Origin of the sequence: Paraburkholderia bengalensis, assembly GCF_037126505.1 — a bacterium.
GTDB lineage: Bacteria > Pseudomonadota > Gammaproteobacteria > Burkholderiales > Burkholderiaceae > Paraburkholderia > Paraburkholderia bengalensis.
In genome coordinates this window covers 1-6,988 of sequence record NZ_JACFYJ010000181.1, presented here as the reverse complement: position 1 = coordinate 6,988, position 6,988 = coordinate 1, and the positions used below count along the sequence as shown (strand labels likewise).

At 63.7% G+C, this 6,988-nt stretch carries 5 protein-coding genes and 1 pseudogene; 2 read left to right on the top strand and 4 right to left on the bottom strand.

Annotated elements, in window-relative coordinates:
• Positions 1-372 (top strand): annotated as a pseudogene (locus tag H3V53_RS41915) (hypothetical protein); the annotation flags it as partial.
• A gap of 398 nt (positions 373-770) precedes the next feature.
• On the top strand, positions 771-1,955 hold the full coding sequence (locus tag H3V53_RS41910; protein ID WP_336602856.1) for a porin: 1,185 nt from the start codon (positions 771-773) through the stop codon (positions 1,953-1,955).
• Between the two features lie 195 nt (positions 1,956-2,150).
• Here the strand turns inward: H3V53_RS41910 and H3V53_RS41905 are convergent, their stop codons facing one another.
• The 4 genes from H3V53_RS41905 to H3V53_RS41890 form a co-directional block, all read right to left on the bottom strand.
• Entirely contained in the window at positions 2,151-3,071 is a 921-nt protein-coding gene (locus H3V53_RS41905) for a proteasome-type protease (protein ID WP_336602855.1), read from the bottom strand.
• Between the two features lie 200 nt (positions 3,072-3,271).
• Positions 3,272-4,078, bottom strand: coding sequence for a transglutaminase family protein (locus H3V53_RS41900; RefSeq protein ID WP_336602854.1), 807 nt, complete (start codon positions 4,076-4,078; stop codon positions 3,272-3,274).
• A gap of 12 nt (positions 4,079-4,090) precedes the next feature.
• Positions 4,091-5,041, bottom strand: coding sequence for an alpha-E domain-containing protein (locus H3V53_RS41895; protein ID WP_054919986.1), 951 nt, complete (start codon positions 5,039-5,041; stop codon positions 4,091-4,093).
• Positions 5,042-5,147: 106 nt separating this feature from the next.
• Positions 5,148-6,557: a circularly permuted type 2 ATP-grasp protein gene (locus H3V53_RS41890; protein WP_336602853.1), complete on the bottom strand. Its 1,410-nt coding sequence runs from the start codon at positions 6,555-6,557 to the stop codon at positions 5,148-5,150.
• Positions 6,558-6,988: the final 431 nt, after the last annotated feature.

Sequence of the window (6,988 nt, the reverse complement as noted above, 5' to 3'; positions counted from 1 at the left end):
GCCGTCGAGTCCCTTCTTCACGATCTCCGACACTTCGAGCGTCGCGGGCACCCGCTTTTTGTCGCGTTGCGCAAGCGCGCGGTAGATCACCTCGATGCCTCGCTCGCGGCGAGACACGATGCGGGCGTCGGCAAGGCGGTCGCCATCGGCAAGACTGTCATCAAGGCGGAAGTGCAGGCGACGCGCGCCGCCGCTCACACGCTGGTTGGTGCACGCCGCCAGGTCATTGCGGCGGATCAGTACGTGCGGCGGCATCCGTGGAGTTCGGTGCTGGTCGCGGCAGGAACCGCGCTCGCCGTAGCGGCGTTCGCGCGGCGCCGCAACGACGCCGACGGTGCTGGAACGCCGCCGTCCGCCGACGACGCCCGGTAAGTATCGACCCGCGCAGAAGCCGCCGCCCGCGAACACATCTGGACAAAACTGTCCAGTTGAAACATCGGGTGCAGGACCCGCGCGTCGTTTCCGCGCTTTTTATATAGCGCCGCGCAACCGCCCCGCATGGCTAGACAACTACATTACGTTATACCTTCATTGCACGCGTAATCCGTACCGATCATCCGCACCACTGTCATAAAAAGCACAATAATGCATAGTCAATGATTCAATATTGCTAGAAGAGCAACAATCGTTGATACGCTTGCGATACAAGGCTTCTAATACGCTGTCAGTTTTTCGATACACCTTAATTTTTTTCAGTTCTTACCCTGGGAGACACTGCGCTATTCTCCGTTTCGCAACAACGAAAACCAATCATCTGCGTGGAGAAATGGATGAAACGAATCGCACTGTCGACGCTCTCGCTGGCACTGCTCGGCGCTGCAGGCGCAGCACATGCACAAAGCAGCGTGACGCTTTATGGCTTGATCGATGACTCGATCCAGTACGTTAACAACGCCAATGCGGCGAACGACAACCTCTGGGCACTCGCAGCAGGCAACCTGCAGGGCAGCCGCTGGGGCTTGAAGGGTACGGAAGATCTGGGCGGTGGCCTGAAGGCGATCTTCCAGCTGGAAAGCGGCTTTGATCCGAATACGGGCAAGATGGGCCAGGGCAGCCGCCTGTTCGGCCGTCAAGCTTATGTCGGTCTGACGCACGATGCATACGGTACGGTCACGATGGGCCGCCAGTACGACCCGCTGGTCGACCTGGTCCAGCCGCTGACGGCTGACAACTACTTCGGCAGCACGTTCACGACGCCGGGCGACGTTGACAACAACGACAACAGCTCGCGTACGAACAACGCAGTGAAGTACGTGTCGCCCGTGTGGAGCGGCTTCCAGTTCGAAGGCATGTACGCACTTGGCGGCGTGGCCGGCGCAACGGGCGCAGGTCAGACGTGGTCGGGCGCAGCAACGTGGAGCGGCGGTCCGTTCAGCGTCGCAGCCGGCTACATCCGCATGGACAACGGCAACACGGCAGCAAGCCGTGGCGTGACGCCGGCTAACCCGACGGGCACGTGGGGTTCGGGCGCAACGTCGGACGGCACGATCGATTCGCAGATCAACCGCGGCTACGCATCGGCCAAGTCGATCAGCATCACGTCGGCTGCTGCACAGTACGTGACGGGTCCGTTCACGTTCAACGCACGTTACAGCTTCGCGCAATACAAGCCGGACGGCTTCTCGGCGTTCTCGCAACAAGAGAAGTTCCAGGTTGCAGGTGCGTACGCAGGCTATCAGATCACGCCGGCAATGCTGGTCGGTCTGGCCTACAACTACACGCACGGCGCAGGCGACACGTCGGCGAACTACCACCAGGTTTCGCTGGGTGGCGACTACAACCTGTCGAAGCGCACCGACCTGTACCTGATCGGCGCATACCAGCACGCAAGCGGCACGCAGCGCACCAGCGCAACGACGACGCAAGATGCAGGCGCTTCCGTCGGTTCGTACGGCTTCGACGCCGGTTCGGACCACCAGGAAATCATCAGCCTGGGTATCCGTCACAAGTTCTAATAGAACAATATGACCTACGGCTCGATACGTCGGGCCGTACCCTGAAGCCAGCCGAGGCGCAAGCCGAAGCTGGCTTTTTTCATGGGCCGGCGGACGGGACGAGGACCGCGCGCGCTGGTGGCGCTGCGATGGCGCTGCGATGGGACTGCGATGGATTGTCGCGCCGCCGCGCCAGGACCCGTGAACTTTCCCGGACTATCCGCGCGCCTTGGGCTTCTCGGCTTGCGCGAGCGTTTGCGCGACCCGGGTTTCTTCGATGGACGTGGACGCGCCCCGCTCCGCATCGGCATGAAGCGCGCCACGCAGCGTCGCCGGCGGCCGGTACAGCACCATCTCGCCGATGTGCCCGTTTTGCGGCACCTCGCCCGCGCTTTGCCAGTCCGGATCGGGAATCTCGCTGAATACCTGGCGCAACCGTTCGCCCCACGTGCGGTGAATCATCTGAAAGTACGCGTTGTCCTGATCGATCGACACGAAGCGCGTCACCTTCAGCGCGTCCTTTTCGTAGACGAGCAGGTCGAGCGGCAGCCCGACGGAGAGATTCGAGCGCAGCGTCGAGTCCATCGAGATGACCGCGCATTTGGCGGCTTCGTCGAGCGGCGTGGACGGCACGAGCACGCGGTCGATGATGGGCTTGCCGTACTTCGACTCGCCGATCTGAAAGTACGGATTGACGCGCGACGATTCGATGAAATTGCCCGCCGCGTAGATCATGAAGAGGCGCGGACGCGACGGCACATCACCGTCCGCTCCGTTGCCGATCTGCCCGCCGAGAATGAAACTGCAATTGAAATCGACGCCGAATTCCTGCAACGCGTTCGCTTCGCGCTGATGGACGTCGCGCACCGCCTGGCCCACGACACGCGCGGCGTCGGCCATCGTCGGCACGGTCCACAGCGTGGCGCGCGACGGCCCGGACGGTTCGGACAACGCCTGCAGCACGGCCTGCGTGAGCGACAGATTGCCCGCGCCGAGCAGCACCAGCATGCGATCGCCGGGCTCTTCGAACACCGACATCTTGCGCGCCGTGCTGATGTGATCGACGCCGGCATTGGTCCGCGTATCCGACAGGAACACCAGCCCTTCGTCGACGCACATCGCCACACAGTAAGTCATGACAGGAATCCGGACGGCTGCCGCACGTACCGTACGTGAACGGTCGAACGGCGGACGAGCCGCAAAATGGCAGGGGCCGCAGCAGCGCCGCGGGACGCTGCCATTGTAATGCGCGCGCGTTGTGCGCTGCAGCCGATGTTCGCCGTATCGATACGCCGCGCCCGCCCGCCGCGCGAGCGCGATGAGTGGCGCCGCATGCGCTATTGCGGCGACTGCTCGTGCGCCTTCACGGCAACCGCTACGTCGAGCGTCTCTTCGAGCCCGCCGATGCGCCGGCCGCGCACGGGCGACGCCGCTTCGTAATCGCGCGCCGCCGCGAGCCGGCAATACATTTCGCTTGCAAAGGCCGCATGCGTGACGTCGACGGAGACCCAGCCAACGCCCGCGAGCCACACGTCGACCCACGCGTGACTCGCCGCATGCTCGACGTCGCCGGGCTCGATATAGCCGCTCACGTAGCGCGCCGGAATGTTGCGCGCGCGGCAGCAGGCGAGCATCAGATGCGCGTGATCCTGGCAAACGCCCTTGCCGAGCGCGAGCGCCTGCGACGCCGTGCTCGTCACGACGGTCGCGCCCGCTTCGAATGTCACGCGATCGGCAATCTTCTCGGCGAGCGCGATCAGTGCCGCCGGCTTGTCGAGCGAGGGCACCGACGCAGCGAGTTCGCGGATCGCGGGATCACAGTCGGTCAGGCGCGTCGCGCAGGTGAAATGCTCGAGCGGAATCACGCCCACGTCGGTGCCGAGCCTGCCGTCCGTCAACGCGAACGTGTCGATTTCGCCCGACACGTGTACGCGTATTTCGTCGTGCGGCTTGTTGAGCACGAGCGTGTGCAGCACGTTGCCGTAGGCGTCGAACGTAGAGTCGAGCTTGCCGGGCGCATCGAGCGTCCAGCGGCGCACGGTCTGCGACGCGCCGCTCAACGGCGTCAGGCGCAACTGCTGGATCGAATAGTGGACCGTCGATTCGTAACGGTAGGACGTGTCGTGGCGGATAGTCAAAAACATGGGGGCACTCCGTCAGGCAACGGGCAGCATCAGATAAGTACGCGCGACCATGTTGCCGAGTTCGAACACGCGGGCAAGAAACTGCGTGAGCCACGCATGCAGGCCGGCTTCGAAAATCTGCCGGATATCCGCGTACAGCAGCTCGGCGCGCAGCTTGCCGGCAAAGCGCTCGCACTGATTCGAGCCCTGCGTGCGCAGCATCGCGAGGTTGTCGCAGACGCCATCGAGCGACGCCAGCAACGAGCGCGGCATCTGTGAATTCAGGATCATCAGCTCGACCACGCGCGCGGGCGTCACGACATCGCGATACACCTTGCGGTAGATTTCCAGCGCCGACACCGAACTCAGGATCGACGTCCAGTAATAGAAGTCTTCGAGCTGGCGCGCGGCCTCGCGCGAGTTCGGCTCGGCGTCGGCGAAACGCACGTCGAGAATGCGCGCGGTGTTGTCCGCGCGTTCGAGGAACGTGCCGAGCTGCGTGAAGAAGAACGCGTCGTCCTGCAACGCCGTGCCCATCGTCACGCCGCGCGACAGATGCGAGCGGAATTTCACCCATTCGAACAGCGACGCCGGATTGCTCGCGACCTGCCCCATCGACGTGCGCTCGTTGAATTCGAGCCACGTGTCGTTGATCGTTTCCCACCACTCCGTGGTCAGCGTGCCGCGCACCGCGCGCGCGTTTTCGCGCGCCGCCTGCAGGCACGAATAAATACTCGACGGGTTGGCCGGATCGGCGACCATGAAGTCGAGCACGTTCTCGCGTGTCGTTTCGTCGAACCGCTGCGCAAACGCGTCTTCGAGCTCGGAGATGCGCAGCACCGAGCGCTGCGTGCGCTCTTCCTGCTCGGACGTCTGCGGCAACAGCTGCGCTTTCAGGTTGATGTCGAGCATGCGCGCGGTGTTCTCGGCGCGCTCCATGTAACGGGCCATCCAGAACAGATGATCGGCAGTGCGGCTCAGCATGTCGGCTTTCCGTGGTGATTGGGCGCGCCCGCTTCGAGTGCGGGCGCGCCGGGTTGCCCGTTTTTGCTCCGGCATCGCGATGCCGGGCGTTCAAGGTCCGGTCGCGTCAGTCGACCATCCAGGTGTCCTTCGTGCCCCCGCCCTGCGACGAGTTGACGACAAGCGAGCCCTCTTGCAGCGCAACGCGCGTGAGCCCGCCCGCGCACATCGTCACCGTCTTGCCGGACAGCACGAACGGACGCAGGTCGATATGACGCGGCGCAATGCCCGCTTCGACGAAGGTCGGGCAGGCGGACAGCGCGAGCGTCGGCTGCGCGATATAGCCTGCGGGCTTTTCGATCAGCCGCTGGCGGAACGCTTCGATTTCCGCCGAACTCGAAGCGGGCCCGACGAGCATCCCGTAGCCGCCCGCGCCGTGCACTTCCTTGACGACCAGCTCGGGCAGATGCGCGAGCGTGTACGCGAGATCGTCAGGCTTGCGGCACTGGTAGGTCGGCACGTTGTTCAGGATCGGCTTCTCGCCCAGATAGAACTCGATCATGTCGGGCACGTACGGATAGATCGACTTGTCGTCGGCGATGCCCGTGCCCATCGCATTTGCAAGCGCGACACGGCCCGCGCGATACGCCGTTAGCAGACCCGGCACGCCGAGCGCCGAGTCAGGGCGGAATGCGAGGGGATCGAGAAAGTCGTCGTCGACGCGGCGATAGATCACGTCGACGCGCCGCGGCCCTTGCGTCGTGCGCATGAACACGTAGTTGTCGTCGACGAAAAGATCCTTGCCTTCCACCAGTTCGACGCCCATCTGCTGGGCGAGGAACGTGTGCTCGAAATACGCCGAGTTGTACATGCCCGGCGTCAGCACGACGACGACGGGATCATCGACGCCTTCGGGCGCGACCGAGCGCAGCATGTCGAGCAGCAGATCGGGATAGTGCGCGACGGGCGCGATGCGGTTCTGCACGAAGAGCTCGGGGAAGAGCCGCATCATCATCTTGCGGTTTTCGAGCATGTACGACACGCCGGACGGCACGCGCAGATTGTCTTCCAGCACGTAGAAATCGCCGTTATCGCCCGCGCGCACGACGTCGACGCCCGCGATGTGCGCATACACGCCGAGCGGCACGTCGACGCCCTGCATCTCCGGGCGGTACTGCGCGTTGGTGTAGACCTGGTCGGCGGGCACGATGCCCGCGCGCACGATGTTGCGTTCGTGATAGACGTCGTGGATGAACAGATTGAGCGCCCGGACGCGCTGGCGCAGACCCGCTTCGAGCGTTTGCCATTCGCCGCGCGGGATGATGCGCGGAATCAGGTCGAACGGAATGAGCCGCTCGGTGCCGGACAGATCGCCGTTGACCGCGAACGTGATGCCGACTCGGCGAAACAGAAGATCGGCTTCGGCGCGTTTTCGCGCGATGGCTTCACTGCCCTGCTGCACGAGCCATCGTTCGAACCGCTGGTAATGCGGCCGCACGGCGTCATCGTGATGACGCATCTCGTCATAGCATCGCATGTCACGCCCCACTCTTTTTGTCGGATAGAAGGCGAATGCGCTGCGCATTCGGTTTCGCACACGATCAAGCAAGCGTTATGCCATTTGCCCTTCACGCGCTGCCCGCGGAGGATGCACACGAAAAGCGCATGGAGATAGGCGGATATGGCGATGCCATCGTAGCGCGGTGTTATGCGATGCGCCATATCTGTGCGTTCGATCGCGTACGCGGATCGAATCGATGCAGAGGCGAACCGAAATGGTTCGGGTGTGTCGGTTTTTTGTCTGCGACGCTGGGCGAGCATTTGCTGTTGCGCGTTTTGCCCTTTGCGCGGGCATCCGCGTTGGCGCCTACGCGGCGCGGGCGTTGCCGGTGTGTTGCCCTTTGCGTGGGCATCCGCGTTGCGCCTTCGCGGCGCGGGCGTTGCCGGTGTAGGTTTGCCCTTTGCGGG

Bases quoted from the DNA above. Each gene is read 5' to 3' on its own strand.
- H3V53_RS41910 (WP_336602856.1), top strand. From the start codon at position 771: ATGAAACGAATCGCACTGTCGACGCTCTCGCTGGCACTGCTCGGCGCT.
- H3V53_RS41905 (WP_336602855.1), bottom strand. From the start codon at position 3,071: ATGACTTACTGTGTGGCGATGTGCGTCGACGAAGGGCTGGTGTTCCTG.
- H3V53_RS41900 (WP_336602854.1), bottom strand. From the start codon at position 4,078: ATGTTTTTGACTATCCGCCACGACACGTCCTACCGTTACGAATCGACG.
- H3V53_RS41895 (WP_054919986.1), bottom strand. From the start codon at position 5,041: ATGCTGAGCCGCACTGCCGATCATCTGTTCTGGATGGCCCGTTACATG.
- H3V53_RS41890 (WP_336602853.1), bottom strand. From the start codon at position 6,557: ATGCGATGCTATGACGAGATGCGTCATCACGATGACGCCGTGCGGCCG.